The organism is Micromonospora sp. MGP-C2 (assembly GCF_057766525.1).
Genome location: NZ_JBYMEN010000002.1, coordinates 6,031,835 through 6,052,626 on the forward strand (window position 1 = coordinate 6,031,835; position 20,792 = coordinate 6,052,626).

At 73.5% G+C, this 20,792-nt stretch carries 16 protein-coding genes; 8 read left to right on the forward strand and 8 right to left on the reverse strand.

Features of this window, described 5'->3' with window-relative positions:
• Positions 1–16: 16 nt before the first annotated feature.
• The 4 genes from AC3CF1_RS27820 to AC3CF1_RS27835 are packed head-to-tail and all read right to left on the reverse strand — an operon-like array spanning position 17 to position 7,599.
• Positions 17–2,776, reverse strand: a complete 2,760-nt coding sequence (locus AC3CF1_RS27820) for an FtsX-like permease family protein (RefSeq protein ID WP_488451593.1) — start codon at positions 2,774–2,776, stop codon at positions 17–19.
• Positions 2,773–5,940 carry an FtsX-like permease family protein gene (locus AC3CF1_RS27825; protein ID WP_488451594.1) on the reverse strand — a complete coding sequence of 1,056 codons (3,168 nt, stop codon included), beginning with the start codon at positions 5,938–5,940 and terminating at the stop codon, positions 2,773–2,775. Before AC3CF1_RS27825 ends, AC3CF1_RS27820 begins: the two co-directional genes overlap by 4 nt.
• A 7-nt stretch (positions 5,941–5,947) precedes the next feature.
• Entirely contained in the window at positions 5,948–6,670 is a 723-nt protein-coding gene (locus AC3CF1_RS27830) for an ABC transporter ATP-binding protein (RefSeq protein ID WP_354980236.1), read from the reverse strand.
• Positions 6,667–7,599 carry an ABC transporter ATP-binding protein gene (locus tag AC3CF1_RS27835; protein WP_355160086.1) on the reverse strand — a complete coding sequence of 311 codons (933 nt, stop codon included), beginning with the start codon at positions 7,597–7,599 and terminating at the stop codon, positions 6,667–6,669. Before AC3CF1_RS27835 ends, AC3CF1_RS27830 begins: the two co-directional genes overlap by 4 nt.
• A gap of 218 nt (positions 7,600–7,817) precedes the next feature.
• On the opposite strand from AC3CF1_RS27835, the gene AC3CF1_RS27840 reads away from it, so the two are divergent.
• Entirely contained in the window at positions 7,818–8,810 is a 993-nt protein-coding gene (locus AC3CF1_RS27840; protein ID WP_488451595.1) for an NAD-dependent epimerase/dehydratase family protein, read from the forward strand.
• Between the two features lie 8 nt (positions 8,811–8,818).
• On the opposite strand, the gene AC3CF1_RS27845 is transcribed toward AC3CF1_RS27840, so the two are convergent.
• The 4 genes from AC3CF1_RS27845 to AC3CF1_RS27860 form a co-directional block, all read right to left on the reverse strand.
• Complete coding sequence (locus AC3CF1_RS27845) at positions 8,819–9,814, reverse strand: Acg family FMN-binding oxidoreductase (RefSeq protein WP_141908413.1); 996 nt, start codon at positions 9,812–9,814, stop codon at positions 8,819–8,821.
• Positions 9,815–10,007: 193 nt separating this feature from the next.
• On the reverse strand, positions 10,008–10,865 hold the full coding sequence (locus tag AC3CF1_RS27850) for a universal stress protein (protein ID WP_488451597.1): 858 nt from the start codon (positions 10,863–10,865) through the stop codon (positions 10,008–10,010).
• A gap of 11 nt (positions 10,866–10,876) precedes the next feature.
• Positions 10,877–13,270, reverse strand: a complete 2,394-nt coding sequence (locus tag AC3CF1_RS27855; RefSeq protein WP_354980242.1) for a phosphoketolase family protein — start codon at positions 13,268–13,270, stop codon at positions 10,877–10,879.
• A 68-nt stretch (positions 13,271–13,338) separates the two neighbouring features.
• Entirely contained in the window at positions 13,339–14,199 is an 861-nt protein-coding gene (locus AC3CF1_RS27860) for a universal stress protein (protein ID WP_354980243.1), read from the reverse strand.
• Between the two features lie 154 nt (positions 14,200–14,353).
• Here AC3CF1_RS27860 and AC3CF1_RS27865 point away from each other — a divergent pair, with 154 nt between their 5' ends.
• The 7 genes from AC3CF1_RS27865 (at position 14,354) to AC3CF1_RS27895 (ending at position 20,658) form a co-directional block, all read left to right on the forward strand.
• Positions 14,354–14,590: an HTH domain-containing protein gene (locus AC3CF1_RS27865; protein ID WP_074318164.1), complete on the forward strand. Its 237-nt coding sequence runs from the start codon at positions 14,354–14,356 to the stop codon at positions 14,588–14,590.
• Positions 14,590–15,168, forward strand: a complete 579-nt coding sequence (locus AC3CF1_RS27870; RefSeq protein WP_488451598.1) for a Clp protease N-terminal domain-containing protein — start codon at positions 14,590–14,592, stop codon at positions 15,166–15,168. Before AC3CF1_RS27865 ends, AC3CF1_RS27870 begins: the two co-directional genes overlap by 1 nt.
• Positions 15,169–15,262: 94 nt before the next feature.
• Positions 15,263–16,267, forward strand: coding sequence for a diacylglycerol/lipid kinase family protein (locus AC3CF1_RS27875; RefSeq protein WP_088946912.1), 1,005 nt, complete (start codon positions 15,263–15,265; stop codon positions 16,265–16,267).
• Positions 16,260–17,261 (forward strand): YihY/virulence factor BrkB family protein, encoded by a 1,002-nt coding sequence (locus tag AC3CF1_RS27880; RefSeq protein WP_330463886.1) that lies wholly within the window; start codon positions 16,260–16,262, stop codon positions 17,259–17,261. The genes AC3CF1_RS27875 and AC3CF1_RS27880 overlap by 8 nt, the downstream gene beginning before the upstream one ends.
• Before the next feature lie 67 nt (positions 17,262–17,328).
• Positions 17,329–18,819, forward strand: a complete 1,491-nt coding sequence (locus AC3CF1_RS27885) for a phosphatase PAP2 family protein (protein WP_088946914.1) — start codon at positions 17,329–17,331, stop codon at positions 18,817–18,819.
• Positions 18,820–18,827: 8 nt separating this feature from the next.
• Entirely contained in the window at positions 18,828–19,649 is an 822-nt protein-coding gene (locus AC3CF1_RS27890) for an endonuclease/exonuclease/phosphatase family protein (protein WP_354980245.1), read from the forward strand.
• Positions 19,650–19,680: 31 nt separating this feature from the next.
• Positions 19,681–20,658 carry a hypothetical protein gene (locus tag AC3CF1_RS27895; RefSeq protein WP_354980246.1) on the forward strand — a complete coding sequence of 326 codons (978 nt, stop codon included), beginning with the start codon at positions 19,681–19,683 and terminating at the stop codon, positions 20,656–20,658.
• Positions 20,659–20,792 lie beyond the last annotated feature (134 nt).

The window sequence follows — 20,792 nt, forward strand, 5'->3', positions numbered from 1 at the left end:
GTCTGCCAGTAACCGGCTACTCACCGGCGCGGAGAACCTCGCTCAGCCGGTGCCGTCGCCGCAGCGCCGACTCGACAGGTATGACCGCGGCGGCCGTCGCCAGCAGCGCCACGCTCACCAGGCCCAGCAGCCACCACGGCAGCACCGCCGCAGGTTCGGTGGCGTGGCCGGTGAGCAGCCGCAGGTCGAGCGGGCCGAGAGTCAGGCGTGCGAGCAGGGCCCCGAGTGGCGGGCCGCACACCGCAACGACCACGACCGGCGGCAGCAGCTCTCCGGCGGCGACCCAGCGGGCGTCGCGCGGCCGCAGGCCGAGGGTCCGCAGCCGGGTCAGGGTCTGCCACCGCTCCGACGCGCCGGCGGCGGCGGCGAGCGTGAGGCCGAGCAACCCCAGCGCCAGCAGCACCGCGGCGGCCGTCCACGCCAGCCGTAGCAGCCCAGCGGTCAGCGGAGCCACTCGCTGCGCCCGCAGGACGTCCGTGCGCAGCACGACATCGGCGGCTACGCCGGTGTTCGACAAGGCCCGCGACGCGCCGGGGCCGGTCACCCAGACGGTGTTCGGAACGGCGGGCAGCCCGGCGTCGGCGAGGGCCTCGGCGTCCACTATGACGACGTCGTCGACACCGCCGACGGAGGGAGCGGTACCGACCGCGGCGAGACGAATCGCCGGGGCACCGTCGCGGGATAGCTGCAGCTGCGTGCCGGTCCGCAGGTTGCCGTCGCTCGATCGGACCAGCGCTGGGACGTCCCCGGGGCCAGGGCCGGGTGCCGTGAGGCGGGCCAGCGCCGGCGCGTCGGGCAGCGGAGTGGTGGCCAGCAGACGCTGGAACGCGGCGGCGTCCACGATGACCAGACGTGGGGTGAGCAGTGTCGATTCGGTGAAGACGCGTGCCGAGTCGGTCACCTGCGCGACGACGACCTGCCCCACCCCGGGTGCGGCGGCGATGCGCTCGGCGAGTGCGGGCGTGGCCGCCTCGGCGTCGGCGCCGACGTCGAGGCGGGCGTCGGCGCCGACGGTGCTCCACGCGCCGTCGTCCAGACCCCGGGTGACGGTGGTGCCGAGGATGAGCGCGAACGACGCGAGCGCCGTGGTGCTGACCAGAACCAGCAACGGCAGCGCGCGCCCGGCCGTTGTGGCCGCCTGGGCGGCACCGAACACGGCCAGCGGGCGGCGCGAACGCAGGGCCCCTCGGAGCGCGAACCGTGCCCCGAGGGGCAGCAGCCGGAGCAGGACGAGCGCGCCGACGAGCGCGCCCAGAGTGAGGGCGCTGATCGGCAGGATCAGATCGCCGGTCAGCTCAGCGGTGTCGCCGTCGGAGGCGACGGGCAGGAGCCCACGCTGGTGCAGTGTGACGAAGGCGGCGACCGCGGCGATCAGGACCGCGGCCTCAACTGCGGCGCGGCGCAGTTGGCCGGTGGCCCGGATCCAGCGTCGGGCGGCCGGGTTGGCGGGTTGGCGCCGGTCGCGGCTGGCGCGGGCGGCGGCGAGGGTGCCGAATGCCGGCCCCGCGATGGCGCCAGCCAGGACCACGGGGACGGCCCAGGTCCAGGAGACGCCCGGAGCGGCCGCGCGGGCCAACGCGAGCCCGACGGCGGCGGCCGACAGGGACACCACTGTGGACTCGATGATCAGTTCCGCCCCGAGGTCGGGTAGCGCCGCCCCACGCTGCCGGGCGGCGCTCAGCACCGGGGTACGGCGGCGGACCAGCAGGTCGGCGGCGAGCAACAGGACCAGTGCCGTGGCGGTCAGCACTCCGGTGAGCAGGACGGCGGCCAGTGCGAAAGCAGCGCTGTTCCGTGTACGGGTGTCGCGTAGGGCGGTGTCGAGCTGCGACTCCCACTTCAGGGTCTGGCCGCGGTCGCTTGATGAGCCGGAGGCTGCCTTGAGCTTGACCACCTGGCTGGCGAGCGCCGCGGTGGCGTCCCAGCTGAGCGCGTCGGGAACGGGTGCGAAGTGGACGGTACGTCGCAGTTGGTCCTCGTCGACGGCGAGCCGGGCGTCCGGCAACGACTCGCGCGACAGCAGGCCGGCGAACCGGGTGATGCCCACGCCGTCGGCGCCGGCCACGGGGCGCAGGAGTGCAGGAGCCAGGAGCCAGGCGGGGTCGACGCTGTCCGCCGGTCGATAGATCCCGCTGACCCGGATGTCCTTGTCGCGACCCTGGCCGTCCCTGACCGGGATTCGGTCGCCGGGGCCGAGATCGAGTGCGGTGGCGTCCTCCTCGGAGAGGCCGACCTGCACCGGCCAGGGCGGTCCGTCGTAGCGGGTCTCGACGTACTCGTCGGAGACGGTGGGGCCGGGCGGGCTGCCGGCGATCCAGGTCACGTCCGGGCCGCCGAGGTCACCGGCCAGGTAGGTGAACTGGAAGGTACGCGGCACGCTGCCGCCGGTGATGTTGAGGACCGGGCCGTTGACAGCGGCGACGGGTGGGAGCAGCGCGGCGTCCAGGTCGGGGCCGAGCGCGTAGGTCGCCTGGGCGCGGAAGTCGTCGAGCTCCTCGGCGAGGCGGGGCATCCGGACCCGTCCGCCGGTCGGCCCGTCGTCGCGTTCCCAGTTGGCGTGGACGAGGACGTTCGAGTCGTGGCCGGCGCGGCGGACCGTGTCCTGGACGGCGTCGTCGGCGGCGGCGCGCAGCAGCGCCGGCACGGCCCCGGCGAGCAGCGTGACGGCCGCGATGACGACGGCGGTGAGCAGCAGTGGCCCCGCGTCGGTACGGCCACGGCCGCGGATGCTGGGCCAGTGCAGCGCCGGCCACCGGCGGGTCAGCCACCGGTTCACGGCGACACCCGCAGGTGCGCGGCGTCGGCCCGGCGGACCTGGACGGTGACCACGACGGCGACCGCCAGCATGCATCCGGCCAGCAGTACGGCGAGCAGTGCGGCCTCGGCTGGCCACGGCCAGTGTGGCTGGGTGGCCGGAACGGGCGCGGCACCGGTGTCGGAGCGCACGAGCAGGGGAGCGACGACGCGGGTGGCGAGCGCGCCGACGACGGCGCCCGCCGCGAGCAGGGGCAGCAGAACGCCGGCGTGCTGGCCGAGCAGCACGGCCCGGATGCCGCGCCGGGACATCCCCAGGCCGCGCAGCCGCGCCACCTCGACGGCGCGGACCTGTAGATCACAGGTGACGTGCAGGACGACGCCGGCGAGCAGCAGCAGGGCCGCGGCCGGGACGATGAGCCGGAGGGCGGCCGGCAGCCCGGCGCGCAGCGGGCCGCCGGTGAGGCGGGCGGTCTCCGCCTCGCGGGTCGCGACGGTGCCCAGGTGCAGGGCGGTGGCCCGTTCGGCGGCACCGGGACCGGCTGGGTGGCCGACCCACCAGGCGTCGACCGGGAACGTCAGGTCGCCGGTGACGGCGCGTGCGCGGGACAGCGTGTCCAGGTCGGCCAGGACGGCGACGGCGCCGGGGGCGGACGGTACGGTCGGCACGACCTCGGTGACGACGACCGGGACGGGCGTGATGCCGACCGTGACGCTGAGCTGGCTGCCGTTCTCGGCACCGACCTCGCTGGCAAAGCGGGCGGAGACGGCGACGGGCACCGGGCCGGGGTCCGGGAAGGCGGTGGCGACGAGCGTTCGGGCGGCGTCCTCGGCGCCGTCGAGGTCGACGGTCGCGGCCATCCGTAGCGCGGATCCCGTCGGCGTGGCGGACACCATGACGCTCGGGTCTCTCACCTTGCTCGGGACCGGCGGTGCGGACGTGGCGGTCCAGTCCGATCCGTCTGTGGATCTCTCCGTCGACGCGGCGGGCGGCACGGTGAGCGTGACGGCCACGGCGACGGGTCCGCCAACCGCGTCGGCGGTGACCGGCAGGGCGACAGCGACGAGGCGCTGCCCGTCAGCCGTCGCGCAGGCGGGCAGCCGATAGTCCTGGCCGTCGAGCGGTACGGCGGGACCGGTGCAGGACGTGCGCAGGCCGCTGGCGTCCTGCAGCAGCAGCCGGGGCGTCACGGTGAGCGGTGCGTCGTCGTCGGCGGTCCCGCTCAGGACGAGCGGGGCGCCTTTCCCGATGGCGAGGCCGGTGACCCGCGTGCGCGGCGCCAGCGTGGCGCCGACGCCCGCCCATCCGCGGTCACTGTCCAGCCGCCCGCGCAGCAGCGCGTCGGCGCGCGTGGTGTCGACGGCGACCAGGCGCGGCGCATCGCCGGCGGTGCCGAGCCACTGACCGACGGAGGTACCACGGTCGAGGGCCGGACTGACCACCCCCGCGGTGACCGCGCTGACGACCGCGCCCTCTCCGGCGACCGGCGCCGTGCTGAGGGTGAGTGCCAGGTCGGTGCCGACGGAGAGCGCGGCCTGGTCGCGCTGCGACTGGTGCCACGTGCTGTCGAAGGCGAGACCGAAGGTCCCGGCCGCGCAGGCCAGTCCGACGAGCAGCCCGGCGGCGACCGCCTGTGGCCGGCGGGCGGCCTCGGAAGCCGCCAGCGGAAGCGCCAGCCCACGGGCGCGGTACGCCAACCGTTCGGCGCCGCGCAGGGCGGGCATCACCACGCGGAGAGCCAGGGCGGCGCCTGCGGTGAGCAGCAGCGCGGGCGCGAGCACCCGGACGGCATCGGCGCGTGGGCTGGCGGCGGTGGGCTGCGCGTACAGCTGCCACCATCCGGCGGCGGCGAACACCGCGAGCATCAGGTCGGCGCCGGATCGGGCCAGCAGTTCGCGGCGGGTGCCCCGATCCCCGGCTGCCGGGACGGGCCGGATCGCCAGGACGATGAGGGCGGCGGCGAGCACCAGCGCGCCGCCGGCGACCGCGAGGACCTGGGCACCGGCGATGGCCGGCCGGACGGTCAGGCCGGCGCCGTCCAGCGGCGGCAGGTGGGTCAGGCCGGCGTGCAGGGCCGACGAGGCCGGTGTCGCGAGCGCTGCGGCGACGGCGGCGACGAGCCCGGCCTCGAGTGTCGCGGTGGCGGCGAGTTGGCGACGGCTGGTGCCCAGGGCGGACCGCAGGGCGGTCTCGTCGGCGCGTATGCCCGCTGTCAGCCGGCCGGCGAGGACGAGTGCTGTCGCGGCCAGGACACCGCCGAGGGCGGCGATGGCGAGCACGACGGCGGCGGTGACGTGCCGTTGGTCGTCGGCGGCCCGCAGGGTCAGCGGCAGGTCGGAGGCGACACGGGCGAGCGTGACACGGTCGCCGAGGGTGCCGGCCAACCGGCGGTCGGCGCCGCCGACGGCCCCGGCCGCGGTCTCCAGGTCGTGGCGGTTGGCGTGGGACAGGTCCGGATGGGCGGTGACCTCCATCCGGTCCACTGTGGCACCGGTGGTGACCAGGTCGGCGAGGTCGACGAGGAACGGGCCGTAGGCGTTGACCGGCTGCAGGAAGCGGCCGTCCCGATAGCCGGTGGCGGAGCCGGCCGCGGCCAGCGGGTCGCGTTCCCAGCCGCGCCCCGCCAGCGGTCGTACGACACCGACGACTGTCAGGTCGATGGCCGGGACGGGCGGGTGGGCCAGCTCGGCGCCCAGGCGCACCCGGTGACCGGGGGTGAGGCCGAGCAGGTGGGCGGTGGACTCCAGCAGCACCGCGTCGCCAGGGTGCTGTGGCCAGCGCCCGGTGACCAGCTCGGCGCGGGCCGGCAGGTCGTCCAGCCCGGACAGGTACGCCTGGGCTCCGACGGTGGTGCCCTTGGCGAGCGTGGGCGGCAGCGCTCGCAGCACCGTCGACGCCCGCGCGGTCGTCGTCACCGGGAACGGTGCGAGCGCGGAGGCCACCACGGTGCGGGTGTCGGCGGCGACGGACCGCGTGTCCCCGCCCTCGACGGTGCCGGTGTAGACGGTCACGTCGACGGCAGCGGGGGCGGCGCGGGCCATGGCGACCTCCAGCGCCTGCTCGGCGGTGCGGGTGACCAGCAGGGTGCAGGTGCCCAGGAGTGTCGCGCCGATCGTGACGACCCCGAGGAGGGCTGCCAGCAACGGCCACTGCGCGCGGGCGCGCCGGCTGACCAGCCTCAGCATCGTCGGGTCATCCGGCGTCTGGCACGGACTCGTACGGCTGCCCGGTCGCCTGTTCGTCGAGGTGCCCGTCGTGGATGCGGATCACCCGGTCGGCCAGGGCCATCATCACCGCGTCGTGCGTCGACACCAGCACGGTGACGCCTTCGGATTCGGATATCCCGCGCAGCAGGGCCATCACCGACAGGCCCGTCTCGGCGTCCAGTTGCCCGGTGGGCTCGTCGGCGAGCAGGAGCCGGGGCGAGGCGGCCAGCGCGCGGGCGATCGCCACCCGCTGCTGCTGGCCACCGGACAGCTCGGCCGGCCGCTGCTGGGCGTGGTCGGCCAGGCCGACCAGTTCCAGCAGCAGCTCGACCCGCCGCTCGCGCTCGGTCGGGGCTACGCGGGCCATCCGCAGCGGGGCGGCGACGTTCTCTGCGGCCGACAGCACCGGGATCAACCCGAAGCTCTGGAAGACGTACGACACCTTCTCGCGCCGCAGCCGGGACAGGCCGTCCTCGTCGAGCGCGGTGACGTCGCTGCCGTCGACGTGCACGGTGCCGGCGTCCGGGCGGTCCAGGCCGCCGATGACGTTGAGCAGGGTGGTCTTGCCCGAGCCGGACCGGCCGACGAGCGCCACCATCGAACCGGCGGCCACGTCGAACGACACGCCGCGCAGGGCGTGTACGACGGTCGGCCCGGTGCGGAAGCGCCGGTGTACGCCGCGCACGCTGAGCAACGGCTCGCTGCTCATTCGCCGCTTCCCGAGTCGGGGCGGATCGTGATGTGGTCGGGTTCCAGGGCCAGCCGGACCCGTCGGGTCAGCGCCAGCGCCTGGCGGAACTCACGGGGCACCTGGACCCGACCGGCCCGGTCCATCACGGCGTACTCCTCGGCGATCACATGCGTGTCGCCCTCGGCGTCGGTGGTGGTGCGGCGCAGCACCTCGCTGCTGGTGCGTCCATCCCGGATCGCGACGGTCCGTTCGACCTGGCTGCTGACCTCCGGATCGTGGGTCACGACGACAACGGTGACGCCGTAGCGTCGGTTGACGTCCCGCAGGACGCCGAAGACCTCGGCGGACGTGGCGGCGTCCAGCTCGCCGGTCGGCTCGTCGGCGAGCAGGACCCGCGGCTTGTTGGCCAGCGCCACCGCGATCGCGACCCGCATCTGCTGCCCTCCGGAGAGCTGCCCGGGGCGCCGATCGGCGCAGTCGGCGACACCGAGGCTGTCCAGCAGTTCGGCCGCGCGCGCCCGGCGCTCCTTGATCGCGGTGCGGGCCGCCGTCATCGGCAGGTCCACCATCTCCCGTGCGGTCAGGTAGGGGATCAGGTTGCTCGCCGTCTGCTGCCGTACGAACCCGACGGTGTGCCGCCGGTAGTCCACCCGGTCCGCGCGGGACATCGCCAGCAGATTCCACTTCTCGACCCGGACCCGCCCGGCGGTGGGGGCGTCGATGCCGGCCAGGATGGAGAGCAGCGTCGACTTGCCCGACCCGGAGGCACCGACGACGGCGACCAGCTCACCGCTCTCCACGGCCAGGTCCAGCCCCTGCAGTGCCTGCACCTCGATCGAACCGGTCTGGTAGATCCGCACCAGGTTCTCGCAGACGATGAGCGCGTCCCGGCCGAACTCGGGCGCCCGTGCGGATGGCTGCGGCAGGGACAGCGGTGTGCTGGACATTCCCTGCTCCGTCCGGGTTGTGCTCACGCAGATTGAAGCAGTTTCGCAATCGGCAGCTCCGTTGACCATGCCCTGGGCGGCTTTCCTGCATTCTGGACGAGGGTGCCGCGGGATCGCGCACCGCGACGGCCACGCACCGGGCGGGTTCTGCCACGGGCAGATCCGCTACCGGTGAAACGGGGTGCCGCCCGCCGGGCCGCGGCGGCACTGTGGGGCGCATGAGACTGCTGGTGCTGGGTGGTACGGGTTTCGTGGGCGGGGCGACGGTCACCGAGGCCGTGCGGCGGGGTTGGTCGGTGACCGTGTTCAACAGAGGTCTGCACGGCTCGGTCCCCCCGGGCGTACACCGGTTGCGGGGTGACCGCACCTCGCCAGGCGGTCTGGCGGCGCTGGCGGGCGGCGAGTGGGACCTGGTGGTGGACACCTGGGACGGCGCGCCGCGCGCTGCCCGCGACGCCGCCCGCGTCCTGGTCGACGCGGTCGGCCACTACGTGTACGTGTCCAGCGGGTCGGTCTACACCGACCCGGCCGCGCGCGGGTTGAGCGAGAACTCCCCGGTGGTGGACGCCGACCCGGGCGCCGTCGACGGCGACTACCCGCAGCTCAAGGCCGGTGCCGAGCGTGCCGTGCGGGAGGTTTTCGGCGACCGCGCGCTGGTCGCCCGGGCCGGGTTGATCCTGGGCCCGGGGGAGGACATCGGCCGGTTGCCGTGGTGGTTGCGGCGCATCGAGCGCGGCGGCGACGTGCTCGCGCCCGGGCCGGTCGACCTGCCGGTGCAGTACGTCGACGTTCGCGATCTGGCGGGGTGGATGCTGGACGCGGGCGCCCGGCGGTTGGGTGGCACGTTCAACGCGGTCGGTCGTCCCGGGCAGACCACGATGGGTGAGCTGCTCGAGGCGTGTGTGGCTGCTACCGGTGCCGACGCCCGGTTGCGCTGGACCGATCCGGCGACGATCCTCGCCGCCGGTGTGCAGGCGTGGAGCGATCTGCCGATCTGGCTGCCGACCGGCCACCCGTACCGGGGGCTGCTGGAGCGGGACGTGACCCGCGCTCTCGCCGCCGGGTTGACCTGCCGGCCGGTGACCGAGACTGTCGACGACACCTGGCGGTGGCTACGCGAGGTCGGCACTGTGCCCTCCCGGGCCGGGCGACCGCTGCACAGCTCGATAGGGCTGGACCCGGCCCGGGAGGCCGCGGTGCTCGCCGGCTGACCGTCCCGTCAGCCCTGCCCGCCGCGCACCGCGGAGGTGTCGACCACCTGCGCGGCGGTCAGTCGCGGCGTGTGCGGTGGGCCCGAGTGTGCCGGGTCCGCGATGCCCAACCGCAGCACGATGTACGGGTAGCCGATCACGGAGAGCATCTGCCGCAGGGTCTGCCGGGTGCCTGGCACCTCCACCGCGGCGCTGAGCGGCACCACCGACACGCCGAGCCGAGTGGCGGTCAGCCAACCGGCGGACAGCGCCTCCCCGGCACGCAACCAGCTGTCCCGCTCGTCCTCGTCGCCGTGCAGGATCGCGTACACCGCCATGCGGTCGTGGCCGGGACTCACGGGCAGGCTGCCGGGGCGGCCGAAGTCGCGACCCGGCACTGTGGTCTGCGGCGGCTGTTCGGGCAGCACCTCCGCCGGCAGGCCGGTGCCCTCGCCGGCGCGGCTGGTCCAGTAACGCAGCTCTGCGCGCAGCTCCGGGTCCTCGGCCTCGATCGTGTCGGCGTGACTGGCGGTCGCGGCCAGCTCCAGCACCTGGTCGCGGTCGAGGATCTGCAACCGGCAGCCCTCCGCGTTGACCGCCCGGGTGATCTGCTCGATCGCCGTGGACGGCACCGGCTCGTCGCTGACCGGCCGCCGGTCGGTGTGCCGGACCTGCATGCACTGCACCATGTGCATGGCGTCCGGGTCCGCCTTTGTCTGGCTCAGGTCGGTCAGTCGGGCCAGCAGCTCGCTGTCGCCCGGGTCGGGCAGTCGCTCCACCACGGCGCGCCACCCCTCGGCCGCCAGCGCGAGCCGTGCGTGGTGCAGGGCGGTGCCACAGCTGATCGCGAGCAGCCGACCCTCCGGGTCGGAGGCGGCGAGCTGCCGATCGGCGACCGAGCGCAGCTCCAGCGCGTCGGGCAGCACCCGCCAACGCCACGGCTGGGTGTTGTGCACCGAGGGGGCGTGGCCGGCGGTGGCGGCGGCCTCCGCCAGCGCGGTGGTCAGCTGGTTCTCCTGACTCATGGTCACGACCTTTCCGTCTCTGCTCATCGTGCCTCACGACACGGCTGTGGTGCGGGGGTTGCCGCACCATCGTGTGGCATACCGGTGGTGTCACCGCAGGGCCACAGGTCCCGACCTCGGCGGGCCGGTCCGCCCGCCGAGGTCGGTCCAAAACCCTCGACACCGTGGGTACGGCGCTCCAGGTCGGCGGAGGTCAGCGTTCCCGGACCACCGCCACCGGGCAGTTGGCGTGCTGGATGAGCTGTTGGCTGACCGAGCCGAGCAGCATCCCGGCCAGCCCGCCCCGGCCCCGGCTGCCGACCACCACCAGCCGCGCGTCGCGGCTCGCCTCGATCAGCATCGCCGCCGGGCTGGCAGGGACCAGGTCGACAGTCACGGCCAGATCGGGGAACGTCCGCCGCCACGGCTCCAGCGACTGCTCCACAGCGGCCTGCTCGTCGGGCACACCGGCCGCCCCGCCGGGGCCCGGTGTCCAGGCGTGCAGGACGCGCAGCGGCACCTGGCGCTGCGCCGCCCGTTCGGCAGCGAAGCCGAGCGCCACCAGCGACGGTCCCGAGCCGTCCACACCGACGGCCACCCGGCCGGTCGACGCGTCGACCGGAGCGCTGCCGACCCCGTCCCGGACCACGACGACCGGGCAGTGGGCGTGCGCGGCGACCGATATCGCCGTCGACCCGGCCAGCAGACCACCGAAGCCACCGTGACCCCGGCTGCCGAGCACCAGCATGCCCGCCTCCGCTGAGCGTTCCTGCAACACCAGGGCGGGCGGCCCGTCGTACACCTCGCCGGTGATCCGCAGGCCGGGGTTCGCGGCGGCGGCGTCGGCCGCCGCCTTGCGGACCAGCTCCTCGACCTGCCGGCGGGCGGTGTCGTCCGGCCAGACCCCGGGCGCCACGCCGGGGCCGACCCAGCTGGCCACTGTCAACCACTCGAAGACGTACGCCAGCCGCACCGGTTGGCCGCTGTGCCGCGCCTCCTCCAGCGCCCAGTCGAGAGCCACCGAGGCGTCGGTCGAGCCGTCGTAGCCGACCAGGATCTCCGCGTCGCGCACGTCGTCCTCCTTCAGGGGTTGGTCGGGTCGGTTTCGCGGACCCAGCGCCACTCGGCGACCTGCGGGTCGTCCTCGCCGTACTGGCGGGTGTAGTCGCGGGCAGCCTGTCGGGCATCGACCATCCGTTGGCGCAGGTGCGCGGCCCGGGCGCCCAACCCGGGCACCCGGTCGATGACGTCGATGACCAGGTGGAAGCGGTCCAGGTCGTTGAGCATCACCATGTCGAACGGGGTGGTGGTGGTGCCCTCCTCCTTGTAGCCGCGCACGTGCAGGTTGTCATGGTTGGTACGCCGGTAGGTGAGTCGGTGGATCAGCCACGGATAACCGTGGTAAGCGAAGATGATCGGCCGGTCCGGGGTGAAGATGGTGTCGAATTCCTTGTCCGGCAGGCCGTGCGGGTGTTCGGTGTCCGGCTGGAGCCGCATCAGGTCGACGACGTTGACCAGTCGCACCTTCAGCTCCGGCAGGTGCTGGCGCAGCAGTTCGGCGGCGGCCAGCGTCTCCAGGGTGGGCACGTCCCCGCAGCAGGCGAGCACCACGTCCGGCTCGCTGCCGTCGTCGTTGCTGGCCCAGTCCCAAATGCCCAGGCCGCGGCGGGTGTGCTGGATCGCCTCGGTCATCGTCAGCCAGTTCGGCGACGGTTGCTTGCCGGCCACCACCACGTTGATGTAGTGCCGGCTGCGTAGGCAGTGGTCCATCGTGGCGAGCAGGGTGTTGGCGTCCGGCGGCAGGTAGACCCGCACCACCTCGGCCTTCTTGTTGACCACGTGGTCGATGAAGCCCGGGTCCTGGTGCGAGAAGCCGTTGTGGTCCTGCCGCCAGACATGGCTGGACAGCAGGTAGTTCAGCGAGGCGAGCGGCTGCCGCCACGGGATGGCCCGGGTCACCTTCAGCCACTTGGCGTGCTGGTTGAGCATCGAGTCGACGATGTGGATGAACGCCTCGTAGCTGGTGAACACGCCGTGCCGGCCGGTCAGGAGATAACCCTCCAACCAGCCCTGGCATAGATGCTCGGAGAGCACCTCCATGACCCGGCCGTCGGGCGAGAGGTGGTCGTCGCCGGGCACGGTCGCGGCCACCCACGCCCGGTCGGTCACCTCGAAGGCAGCGCCCAGTCGGTTGGAGGCGACCTCGTCCGGGCCGAACAGTCGGAACGTCTGCGGGTTGGCGCTGATCACGTCGCGGATCCACGGACCCAGCACGCCGGTCGCGCCGGCCATCGGGGTGCCCGGCTCGGGGACCTCCACGCCGTAGTCGCGGAAGTCTGGCAGGGCCAGGTCACGCAGCACCAGGCCGCCGTTGGTGACCGGGTTGGCGCTCATCCGCCGGTCACCACGCGGCGGCAGCGTCCGCAGTTCGTCGACCGGTGCACCGGTGGCGTCGAACAGCTCCTCCGGCCGGTAGCTGCGCAGCCACTGCTCCAGCTCGGCCAGGTGCGCCGGGTTGTCGCGTACGCCCGACAGCGGCACCTGGTGGGCACGGTAGGTGCCCTCCACCTGGATGCCGTCGACCTCGGCGGGACCGGTCCAGCCCTTCGGCGTCCGCAGGATGATCATCGGCCAGCGGGGGCGTTCGACGACGCCACCGGAGCGGGCCCGCCGCTGGATCTCGGCGATCTCGTCCAGTGCCCGGTCCATCGTCGCGGCGAGCGTGCCATGCACCTGCGCCGGGTCGTCGCCGGCCACCACGTACGGCTGGTAGCCCGAGCCGCGCATCAGGTCGAGCAGGTCGGCCTCGGGGATCCGGGACAGCACGGTCGGGTTGGCGATCTTGTAGCCGTTGAGGTGCAGGATGGGCAGCACCGCCCCGTCGCGCGCCGGGTTGAGGAACACGTTGGAGAGCCAACTGCCGGCCAGTGGCCCGGTCTCCGCCTCACCGTCGCCGATTACACAGGCCACCACGAGGTCCGGGTGGTCGAACGCGGCGCCGTAAGCGTGGCTCAGCGCGTACCCCAACTCACCGCCCTCGTGGATCGAACCTGGCACGTCCGCCGCCACGTGGCTGGGGATGCCGCCCGGGAAGGAGAACTGGCGGAACAGCTTGGACATCCCGGCCTCGTCGCGCGCCACGTCGTGGTAGCGCTCGGACCAGGTGCCCTCCAGCCAGGTGTTGGCCACGATGGCCGGACCGCCGTGGCCGGGGCCGGTGACCAGCATGGCGTTGACGTCGCGCGCCACGATCACCCGGTTGAGGTGGGCGTAGATCAGGTTGAGGCCGGGGCTGGTGCCCCAGTGACCGAGCAGCCTCGGCTTGACGTCGTCGACTGTCAACGGCTCCCGCAGCAGCGGGTTGTCCAGCAGGTAGATCTGCCCGACGGTGAGGTAGTTCGCGGCGCGCCAGTAGGCGTCCAGCCGACGCAGTTCGTCTTCGGTCAGAGGGCTGTGCAGGTCAACAGCAGAATCCATGCTGCGTAAGCCTCTCGCGGGTCGGGTGGGCGTCCGGCGTCCAGTCTCGTCGCTGCGGTCGCCGGTGGTCAGGGCCGTTGGTCCCGGGCCGGGCGGGCAGTGTGCCCGGTGAGCGGCTTCTCGGCCAGACCGCGGACGACGACCACCGGGGCTGGGGAGTGGTAGAGCAGGGACTGGGCCACGGCCCCCAGCATGGCTCGGCCCGGTTCGTCGCCACGGGCGGCGACCACCGCCACCTGTGCCGAGCGGGACATGTCGATCAGCACCTCGGCGGGATCGCCTCGGACGACGCGGCACTCGGTGGGCACCCCGCCGTGGAGATCGGTGTGCCGGGCGAGCGCCTCGCTGAGCTGCTCGGCGACCGCGTCGGTGTCCTCGTCGTACTCCACCACCCGCAGGGCCAGCAGTCGGGCGTCCCTGCGGGCCGCGCACTCCACGGCCCACTGCAGGGCCAGATGTGAGCTGGGTGAGCCGTCCACGCCGACCAGCACCGGCCCCTGCGGCGGCGGTTCGCGGCGGACGACCATCAGCGGGCAGCCGGCCCGCGCGGCCAACTGCACGGCAGACGTCTCGGCCGGGATGCACTGGCCGCTGCCGGCCATGCCACTGTCACCGACCGCGAGCAGGAATGCCGTCTCGGACCGCCGGATGAGGGTGGGCAGCAGGGCGCTCTCGACGATCTCAGCGCCAACGGTCAGCCCTGGCTCGGTCTGGTGGGCGAGTTGGGCAGCCTGTGTGATCAGTTGCTCGGCCCGGTCGCGGGGTGCGGCGACGGTGTCCGCCGCGAAGGCAGCCTGCCAGTCGAAGGTGTGCAGCAGGTGCAGTGGCCGGCCGTGGCCAGCGGCCTCCTGCGCGGCCTGTGCGACGACCGGAAGGTCGAGGTCCGACCCGAGGCCGACCAGCACCGGTGCGTCGGCGGGTGCGGCCATCCGATATCACCTCCCGGGCGTCGCGCCCGGCACGACCAGCCTGTCCTGACCGAGGCTAGTCGGATGGTTTCGGCGGCGGGGCGGTTCTCGTTACGTCACCGTCGTCCGTCAACCAGGGTTGACAATGATGGCGCTGTCAACGTATGTTGACGGCATGAGTCAGGCGACAGAACTCGCGGCGGCAGCCGGCAGCACCGACCCCCGGGTCGGGCTGCGCGCCGTCCGCGCGCTGCGCCGGCTGCTCGAGCGGCTCGAGGTGGTCCAGGTGGACAACGCCCGTCGACAGGGCTGGTCCTGGCAGGAGATCGCCGACGCGCTCGAGGTCAGCCGGCAGGCGGTGCACAAGAAGCACGCCGGGCGACCGGCGGTCAACCAATCCTGGGAGGCGTGATGTTCGAACGGTTCACCGACCGGGCGCGCGACGTGGTGCGCCGGGCGCTGGAGGAGGCACGGGTCGAGGGCCAACGGCCGGTCGGCACCGAGCACCTGCTGCTCGCCCTGCTCGCCGACGACGCGGGCCTGGCCAGCCGGGTGCTCGCCGACGCGGGCGTGCGCGCCGACGACCTGCGCGAGCGCGTCCGCCGGCACACCGTCAGCGGTGGCGCGGGCCTCGGCGACGCGGACGCGGCGGCCCTGCGGGAGATCGGCATCGACCTGGCGGCGATCGTGGCCCGCATCGAGCAGTCCTTCGGCCCGGACGCGCTGCGCGAGGCCGTGCCGGCGCCGCGTCGTCGCTGGGGGCGCAAGCGGTTCCTCGGCGGCCCGTTCTCACCCCGGTCCAAGAAGGTGCTGGAGCTGTCCCTGCGGGAGGCGCTGCGCCTGCGCCACAAGCACATCGGCACCGAGCACATCCTGCTGGGCGTCCTCCGTGAAGGTCACGGGCTGGGCGCGCAGGTGCTCACCGAGTCCGGCGTCGACCTTGACGATCTGCGCCAACGGGTGGAGAGCGCGCTACGGGCGGCGGCCTGACAGGTGGGCTCGCGTTGAAACCTGTCTGTGGCACTTTCGACGCGAGCCCCACGCTGGGTCGCTGAAGATGCCCCGGTGATGCACACTGGCGCCCGTGGATGCTGGACAGGACAGGCGACCCTCGGGCGGCGACGGCGGGCTGCGCTCCGCCGTGGTGGTCAACCCCGTGAAGGTCGACGATCTCGACGAGTTGCGCCGCACCGTCGACGACGCCCTGGCGGCGGCCGGCTGGCCCGCGCCGCAGTGGTTCGAGACGACAGTCGACGACCCGGGCCGCGGTCAGACCGAGCAGGCCGTCAAGGACGGTGTCGACCTGGTCTTCGCCTGCGGTGGCGACGGCACCGTGATGTCCTGCGTCAGCGGTCTGGTCGGCACCGACGTCGCCCTCGCCGTTCTGCCGCAGGGCACCGGCAACCTGCTCGCCGCCAACCTGGGCCTCTCCACCGACCTGGCCGCCGGGTTGCAGGTCGCCGTCGAGCGGGGCCGACGGCTGCTCGACGTCGGCGCGGTCGAGGACAAATACTTCACAGTGATGGCCGGCATGGGCTTCGACGCCCAGATGCTCGAGGCCACCAACGAGACCACCAAGGCCCGCATCGGCTGGCCCGCGTACGTGGTGGGTGCCGCCCGGCACCTGCGGGACCGGCCGATGCGGGTGCAGATCCGCATCGACGACCGTCCGCCGCTGCGGCGCCGGGCCCGCTCGGTTCTGATCGCCAACGTCGGCCGACTCCAGGGCGGTGTTCGCCTGCTCACCGAGGCCGAGCCGGACGACGGCTGGCTGGACGTCGCAGTGCTCACCCCGCGCAGCCTGCGGCACTGGCTCGCGCTCGGCTGGGCGGTGATCCGCCGCAGCGGCCAGGTGCCGCGGATGGAGGTCTACCGCGGTCGGCGTGTCGTGGTCACCAGCAACCGTGCCCAGCCCCGGGAGCTGGACGGCGACCTCATCACTCCGGGCCGGCAGCTGCACGCCGAGGTTCGCCCCCAGGCGCTCTGGCTCTGCGTCCCGCAACCCGAGGACGCCCCCGACCTGGCCGTCGACGCGCAGGGCGCAGGGGAGCGGGGCGAGCAGCTGATCGAGGAAGCGCGCCGTGAGTAGCACCCGGATCGTGCCGGAGACCCGGCTGATGGCCGACGAGGAGCTGTCCGCCGACGACGCCTGGCACACACTGCGCCGCGAGGGCGGCTGGCACCTGCTGCGCGACGCCTTCATCCGCTTCCGCTACGGCGACGGGTTCAGCCACTCCCGGGCCTTCGCGCTGCAGCTGTGCCTCGCCGTGGTGCCCTTCCTGATCGCCCTCACCGGCCTGATCAGCGAGCTGGGTGTCCAGGAGGGCGGCCAGGTGGTCGCCGACACCGTCCTGGCGGTCACCCCCGGCCAGAGCGCGCAGATGGTCGGCGAGCTGCTCGGCGAGGGCGAGAGGGTGGAGGACGCCGGGGAGCTGGCACTCACCCTCGGTCTGCTCACCGGCCTGTTCGCGCTGACCACCACGATGGCCCAGATCGAGCGGGGCGCCAACCGCATCTACGGGGTCGAACGGGACCGCCCGGCGCTGCGGAAATACCTCCGGGCCGCCGTGCTGGCCGTCACCGCCGGTCTGCCCGCGCTCGCCGGCTTCCTGATCCTGGTCGGCGGCGGCGCGATTGGCGACTCGGTACGTGAGCACTACGAGTGGGGTGAGGTCGCCCACGGCGTCTGGAACGTGGTCCGCTTCCCGCTGAGCCTCGCGTTGACCGTCCTCGCCGTTGCCGTGCTGTTCCGGCAGGCGCCACGCCGCAACCAGCCCGGCCTCTCCTGGCTGTTCTTCGGTGCCGGCATCGCCACGGCTCTGTGGTGGCTGGCCAGCCTGCTGCTCGCCGCGTACGTGCGGTTCAGTGACGATTTCGGGCAGACCTACGGTGCGTTGACCGGCATGATGGCGTTGCTGCTCTGGGCCAACCTGACCGGGATGGCCCTCTTCGGTGGGCTGGCCTTCGCCGCCCAGTTGGAGGCGCTGCGCATCGGTGTGCGGGAGCCCGCCCAACCGGACCTGTGGGAGCCCGAGGCGGACCGGGCCGAGCTGGTCGACACGGGGGACATGACCGCGCTTTAGCTGCCCGGCGTGTACGCGTGACGCGGATCGGGTAAAGCGCCTCGCCAGACAACAAGGGAGGTGCGGGGTGACCGCGGTCAAAGAGGTGGCACGGCGTCCGATCGGTCATTTCGCCGAACGGAGCATCGCCGGCCTGGTGGCCGTCACCGGCGCCGGGGTGGCCTTCGGGCTGCTGTTGATGCTCGTCCGGGTGCGGTGGAGCCCTCTGCAGGACGCCGACCACGCCGTCGCCGAATGGTTCAACGGACTCGTCGCCCCGCACCACGCACTCGTCACCGTCCTGCAGGCGGTGACCGACCTGGGCGGCCGACCGATCCTCATCTGGTTGGTCACCATCGCCGTGGTCGGGCTGCTGATCCGGCGCCAGCCCCGACTGGCCGTCTATCTGATCATCACCGGGGTCGGTGGCCTGATCCTCGACCCGTCGCTGAAGACGCTGGTCGGCCGGCTCCGCCCGGTCGTGGACGTGCCGATCGCCAGCGCCCCGGGCAACAGCTTCCCCAGCGGGCACGCGCTCGGCTCGTTCGTCGCGTATGGGGCCCTGCTGCTGGTGTTCCTGCCGGCGATGGCGCCGCGCTGGCGCAAGCCGGTGATCGTCGGGGTCGGCGTGCTGGTGGCGTTGATCGGTTTGACCCGGATCGCGCTGGGCGTGCACTTCATCTCCGACGTGCTGGCCGGCTGGCTGCTCGGCGCCGCCTGGCTGGGCGTCACCGCGTACGCCTTCCAGCTGTGGCGGCGCGAGCGCGGGCGACCGGTGCCGCCGTTGAGCGAGGGCCTGGAGCCGGAGGCGGGGCACGACATCGCCGCCGCCCCCGACGAGGAGCACGTGCTGGCCCACCCCCGCTCGGCGGTGGCCGAGCTGCTGGTCGGCTGGGTGCTCGTGTTCGGAGCGTTGTACGGCTTCGGCACGTACGTCAGCTACCACGCCAAGGGCACCTTCTTCGACACCCTCGACACCGACGTGCCGCGCTGGTTCGCCGAGCGGCACACCGACGTGCTGACCGAGGTGAGCTGGTGGTGGAGCAAGTTCGGTGACACCCACGCGATCCTGCTGATCTCGCTGGTGTTCTGCCCGCTGGTGCTGGCGGTGTGGCGGCGCTGGCGGCCGGTGCTGTTCGTGGCGCTGGCGATGGTGGGTGAACTGACCCTGTTCCTCGCGTCGGCGCGGGCGGTCGACCGGCCCCGCCCGGCCGTGGAGAACCTCGACGGGCAGATGCCCACCTCGTCGTTCCCGTCCGGGCACATCGCGGCCACGATCTGCGTCTGGCTGGCGATCACCCTCATCGTGTTCCCGCGTACCGACCGCTGGTGGCGTTGGATCTTCGTGGCGGTTGCTGTGATCATGCCGGTCGGGGTGGCCACGTCCCGGATGTACCGGGGCATGCACCACCCCACCGACTTCATGGGCGCGATCCTGCTCTCCGCGCTCTGGATCGGGCTGCTCTACCTCGTGGTCCGTCCCAACGCCGACCTGTTGGAAGGCAACCAGCCGGCCATCGAGTCGGAGGACGTGGACACCCTCGACGACGAGCTGGCGCGGGCCGGCCGAGCCGACTGAGCGCCGCCGTGCTGCGGGTGATGACGTGGAACATCCGCACCGGCGGTCGGGATCGTGGCGGCCCCGGCCGGCTGGATCAGGTGGTCCAGGTCGTCAACGAGCAGGCACCTGATGTGCTGGCCCTCCAGGAGCTGCGCGGTTTCGACCGTGACGGGCTGATGGCCACCGTGGCGGGCCGGGTGGGGATGACACCCCACCTGGCCCGGTCCTGCTTCGGGCAGCCGGTGGCGGTGCTGGTCCGGCCTCCGTACCGGGTCGTCGACGCGGGGACGCTGCGGCGGCCTTTCCACCACGGCGCGGCCCGGGTCGTGGTGGCCACCTCCGCCGGCCCGTTCACAGTGTTCGGCACGCACCTCTACCCGTATTCGGGGGGACGGCGGCGGATGGAGGTCGACTGGCTGGTCGCCGAGCTGCGGCGTACCCCCGGCCAGTTGGCGCTGATCGCCGGTGACCTCAACTCGCTCGACCCGACTGTCGACCACACCGCTCAACTGGCCGGCATGCCCGCCCTCTACCGGCGGCGGCACCTGCGCCGGCGCGGCGGCGCCGTGGACACCCGCGCGATCGCCCGGCTGCTCGCCGCCGACCTGGTCGACCTGTGGCCGTCGTGCAACGTCGGGGCACCGGAGGCTGTCGGCCACACCGTTCCGACCCGGTTCGGCGGGGCCGAGTTCGCCGGGATGCGGCTGGACTACCTGCTCGGCACCCGGGCGGTGGCGCAGCGGGCGGGGGAGTGCCGGGTGATCCGGGGCGCGACGGCGGACACCGCCTCGGACCACTACCCGTTGCTGACCACGCTCGACCTCGGCCCGGCCGCAACCGACACCTGAGGCCTGGCACGGACCGGTTACCGTGCCCACCGTGACAGACCGTCCCATCGCCCACTCGCCGCTGCCCGGGCCGTCGAGCGAAAACCGTGGCGCACCAACGGTGGTGCGTCCGACATCGTCGACTGTGGACACGGCGGAGCCGGCCGCCGTCGCGCTCCCGCTCGTCGCGGCCGTCGCGCGGGGTGTGGCGCTGGTCGTGGTGCTGCCGGTACGCCTGCTCTGGGAGCTGATCGCGGCTGCCGGCCGGCTGGTGTACCGGAGCCTGCTCAGCCCCGTCGGCCGGTTCCTGCACCGGTGGCTGCTGTCCCCGCTGTCCTGGGCGCTGCACCGACTCCTCTGGGTCCCGCTGGTCTGGTGCGCCCGCAACCTGCTCTGGCTTCCGTTGCGTTGGGTGGCCCTGACCCTCGTCTGGCTCCCACTGGTCTGGCTGGGGCGGGGTCTCGCATGGGCCGCCCGCACCCTGATCTGGCAACCGCTGGTGTGGCTGGCGTACGGGATCGCCTGGGTTGCCGGCACGCTGGTCTGGGCGCCGCTGGTCTGGCTCGTCGAACGCCTGGTCCTGCCGCCGCTGCGCTGGCTGGGCGCGGCGCTCGCCCCCGTCGGACGGCTGCTGTGGCGGGGCGTCGGCGTGCTCGCCGGGGCGGTGCGCGCAGCGCTCGTCGGGTTGGTCCGGGGGATCTGGTGGGTCGTCGTGGGCTTCGGCCGGCTGGTCGTCACCGCGGTGGTCGGCGCGTGGCGGGCGGCCGGCCGGGTGCTGCGGCTGCTCCACCGCCTGCTGCTGCTCCCGCTCGGGCGTGGGCTGCGCTGGGTGTGGCGGCACACGGTGCTCCCGCTGCTGCGGGGTGTCCGGTGGGTCTGGTCGGTGACTGTCGTGCCGGTGGCGCACGGGCTCGGGGTGGCCTGGCGGGCCACCGTCGTACCGGTGGCCCGGTGGACCCGCCGCGCGGTGCTCGACCCGGCCCGGTTGGCCTACCGGGAGGTGCTCAGCGCCCTGGGTCTGCGCCGCTGACCGTCACGCGCCGAGCGACGCCGCTGACAGTGGCGGCGCCGAGGCGCGGACGCCTCAGAGCACCAGGTTGAGCAGGACGGTGAGCACCACCGAGGCGAGGATCGAGAAGAGGATCATCAGGAGGCAGCCGAGGC

Coding starts and splice junctions, on each gene's coding strand:
- AC3CF1_RS27825 (WP_488451594.1), bottom strand. CDS start 5,940: ATGCTGAGGCTGGTCAGCCGGCGCGCCCGCGCGCAGTGGCCGTTGCTG.
- AC3CF1_RS27830 (WP_354980236.1), bottom strand. CDS start 6,670: ATGAGCAGCGAGCCGTTGCTCAGCGTGCGCGGCGTACACCGGCGCTTC.
- AC3CF1_RS27835 (WP_355160086.1), bottom strand. CDS start 7,599: ATGTCCAGCACACCGCTGTCCCTGCCGCAGCCATCCGCACGGGCGCCC.
- AC3CF1_RS27840 (WP_488451595.1), top strand. CDS start 7,818: ATGAGACTGCTGGTGCTGGGTGGTACGGGTTTCGTGGGCGGGGCGACG.
- AC3CF1_RS27845 (WP_141908413.1), bottom strand. CDS start 9,814: ATGAGTCAGGAGAACCAGCTGACCACCGCGCTGGCGGAGGCCGCCGCC.
- AC3CF1_RS27855 (WP_354980242.1), bottom strand. CDS start 13,270: ATGGATTCTGCTGTTGACCTGCACAGCCCTCTGACCGAAGACGAACTG.
- AC3CF1_RS27860 (WP_354980243.1), bottom strand. CDS start 14,199: ATGGCCGCACCCGCCGACGCACCGGTGCTGGTCGGCCTCGGGTCGGAC.
- AC3CF1_RS27865 (WP_074318164.1), top strand. CDS start 14,354: ATGAGTCAGGCGACAGAACTCGCGGCGGCAGCCGGCAGCACCGACCCC.
- AC3CF1_RS27870 (WP_488451598.1), top strand. CDS start 14,590: ATGTTCGAACGGTTCACCGACCGGGCGCGCGACGTGGTGCGCCGGGCG.